Origin of the sequence: Bradyrhizobium sp. (genome assembly GCF_036009065.1) — a bacterium.
Classification (GTDB): Bacteria; Pseudomonadota; Alphaproteobacteria; order Rhizobiales; family Xanthobacteraceae; genus Bradyrhizobium.
In genome coordinates this window covers 1-3048 of record NZ_DASYMN010000370.1, presented here as the reverse complement: position 1 = coordinate 3048, position 3048 = coordinate 1, and the positions used below count along the sequence as shown (strand labels likewise).

3 protein-coding genes and 1 pseudogene are annotated in these 3048 nt (G+C 63.0%); all 4 read right to left on the bottom strand.

Features of this window, described 5'->3' with window-relative positions; translation table 11 throughout:
- Positions 1 to 296: 50S ribosomal protein L10 (rplJ, locus tag VGP39_RS22450; RefSeq protein WP_327570290.1), on the bottom strand; the 296-nt coding region annotated here is incomplete at its 3' end.
- A 620-nt stretch (positions 297 to 916) separates the two neighbouring features.
- Positions 917 to 1873, bottom strand: a complete 957-nt coding sequence (locus tag VGP39_RS22445; protein WP_327570289.1) for a 2-hydroxyacid dehydrogenase — start codon at positions 1871 to 1873, stop codon at positions 917 to 919.
- Positions 1874 to 2066: 193 nt separating this feature from the next.
- Positions 2067 to 2780, bottom strand: a complete 714-nt coding sequence (gene rplA / locus VGP39_RS22440) for a 50S ribosomal protein L1 (RefSeq protein ID WP_327570288.1) — start codon at positions 2778 to 2780, stop codon at positions 2067 to 2069.
- Between the two features lie 6 nt (positions 2781 to 2786).
- Positions 2787 to 3048, bottom strand: a pseudogene (locus VGP39_RS22435) (50S ribosomal protein L11); the annotation flags it as partial.

Sequence of the window (3048 nt, the reverse complement as noted above, 5' to 3'; positions counted from 1 at the left end):
GTCTTGGCGAATTCGACGGCAACCTTCGGCGCCGCCACCGGATCGTTTGAAGTCGCGATCACGGTCGGCCCCTTGAGCAGCGAGCCGATGGCAACGACGTCCGTGCCTTCAAGAGCAATTTTGGCGAGACGGTTCTTCGAGACCTTCACCGACGCGCCCGCCTGCTTCATCTGCGAACGCAGCTTCTGCATCTGGACTACGGTAAGGCCGGAATAATGAGCCACGACCGCAACGCCGGTGGTCTTGAACAGACCGTTCAGCGCTTCGACCGCCTCTTTTTTTGCCGCTTTTTCCACAGCAAGCTCTTTCTTCCTAGGCGGCCTTTGCTACCTGAGCAGGGCCGCCGGGTTACACCCATCGTCCTACCCAAAACCTGGCCTCAAGACACTTCGGTCTGTCGGACAGCCGGGCAAGACGACATTTGAAAAGCCTGCCCTCCCGAACCCAATTGGGCGCGGGGTGTCGAGGTTCGAACCCAATCCACTGCACGCCACAAATGCGGCGAACAGCAAAATCCGGTCTTCACCCGTCTGTGCAGGCCATGCGATTAAGCCGTTGAAGAGATTTGCATCTCACCGCGGGCGCCTGCAGTCTTGGACAGGATCGAGGCCAACGGCTAAGCCGGCGGCCCCTGCCCGTATTCCCCAAGGCGATAAGGTTTCCTTCCTTTCGAGCAATCCATGCGGATGTCCTGAAAGGAATGGCCTCCTAGCGAATCGGGTTTTCGGAATGCGAGCACAGACCTGCCAGCAACGGCCAGCACGCCCGGAAGCCGCTGTTTAGCGAGTCTCGGCCGGCTTGCCAAGGGGTTTTTTGCCGATCCGTAGTCCGCGATGAGCGAAGCGACATCCGGGACCTGCCGCTCTCGTACGTCGCCCTCGGGCGCGCATTCGCGCGACCCGTTGGCTCATACGGGCTACGCCATTAATGTCACCGGATACGGCAGCCGTTTCCCGGCAAAGAACGCGTCCAGATTGGCCATCACGCAGTCCTGCATCGCGGTGTGCGATTCGACGGTGTGGCCGCCGATATGCGGCGTCAGCACGACGTTGGGAAACGCAGTCAGCGCGTCCGGCGGATGCGGTTCCTTCTCGTATACATCGAGACCCGCGCCTGCGATGGTCTTGTCGGCCAGCGCCGCGACCAGCGCCTGCTGGTCGATCACCGAGCCGCGCGAAATGTTGACGATGTAACCGTCCGGACCGAGTTTTCGCAGCATCCCGGCATCGATCGCGTGCTGGGTGTCGGCGCCGGCGCGCACCGCAATCATCAGCACGCTGCACCATTGCACCAGCGCTTCGAGGCTCGGCAGGTATCGGTACGGCACGTCGTGCTTGCTGCGGCTGTAATACGCCACATCCATCTCGAACGCCGCCGCCCTCGCCGCAATCCGGCGGCCGATCTCGCCCATGCCGTAGACGCCGATTCGGCGGCCGGCATTGCCGGGCTGCGACTTCATCAAGGGCGACGGTTTGGCCGCCGACCAGTTTCCGCTGCGCACATAATCGTCGGCAGGCAACAACCGCCGCGTCACCGCCAGCATCAGCATCATCGCGATATCGGAGACCGACGACGCGTTTGCCGCGGGGCTGTTGGCAACGGCAATCTTCCGGCTCGCAGCGGCGGCAAGGTCGATGCCGTCATAGCCCGTGCCGTAACAGACGATCGCCTGCAGCGCCGGCATCGAATCCATCGCGTCAGCGCCGAGCGGCGTGCCGCCGGCCGTGATCATCGCGCGGACGCCTGCGAGTTGATCGGCCGCGAACATTTCATTCGGCGGCTTTCCTGCGGCGTCCATCAGGTCGTAACGCTGCCCGATGCGCAGCACCATCGCCTTGGGGAAGCGCGAATAGATCAGGACTTTCTCGGGCATGTCTTTCTTTCCTCGTCATGGCCAGGCTCGTCCCGGCCATCCACGTCTTTCTTGCTTGGCGTCTTAAAGACGTGGATGCCCGGGACAAGCCCGGGCATGACGGATGGATAGGGCATCACTTAATCAAAGGGGCGAAACCGGTATCCCGATTCCGCCCCTGGTTCGCTTCACGCGCCGTGACGAGGCGCTTGGCTCAGGTCCCGCCGGCGTTGCCGACGAGGCTGAGGCTGGCCGGTTCGACCTTTACGCCCGGTCCCATGGTCGAGGACACCGCGACGCGCTGGATGTAGGTGCCCTTGGCGCCCGCGGGTTTTGCCTTGGCTACCGCGTCCGCAAGCGCCTTGATGTTCTGCACCAGCTTCTCTTCGGTGAACGACGCCTTGCCGACGCCGGCCTGCACGATGCCTGCCTTCTCGACACGGAATTCGACCGAGCCGCCCTTGGCGCCCTTCACGGCGGTCGTGACGTCCATCGTCACCGTGCCGATCTTCGGGTTCGGCATCATGCCTCGGGGCCCAAGCACCTTACCCAACCGGCCGACCAGCGGCATCATGTCCGGGGTTGCGATACATCGATCGAAATCGATGTTGCCGCCCTGAACCCTCTCCACCAGGTCTTCGGCACCGACCACGTCGGCGCCGGCGGCCTTGGCCTCCTCGGCCTTGGCGCCGCGGGCAAACACGCCGACCCGCAGCGTGCGGCCGGTGCCGTTCGGCAGCGTCACCACGCCGCGCACCATCTGGTCGGCGTGGCGCGGATCGACGCCAAGGTTGATCGCGATCTCGATAGTTTCGTCGAACTTCGATTTCGCCCGCTCCTTCACCATCTTGATGGCTTCCGCCAAGGGATAGAGCTTTTCGCGGTTCACGCCCTCGCGGGCCTTCGTCAAACGTTTTCCGATTGCCATGGTCCGTTACCCCGCAACTTCAAGACCCATCGAACGGGCGGAGCCCTCGACCATCTTCATGGCCGACTCGACGGTGTCGCAATTGAGATCCTTCATCTTCTTCTCGGCGATTTCGCGCACCTGTGCCGAGGTCACCTTGCCGGCCTTGTCGCGGCCCGGCGCCTTGGAGCCGGACTGGATTTTCGCGGCCTGCTTGAGGAAGTAGGACATCGGCGGCGTCTTCATCTCGAAGGTGAAGGAACGATCGGCGTAGATCGTGATCACCACC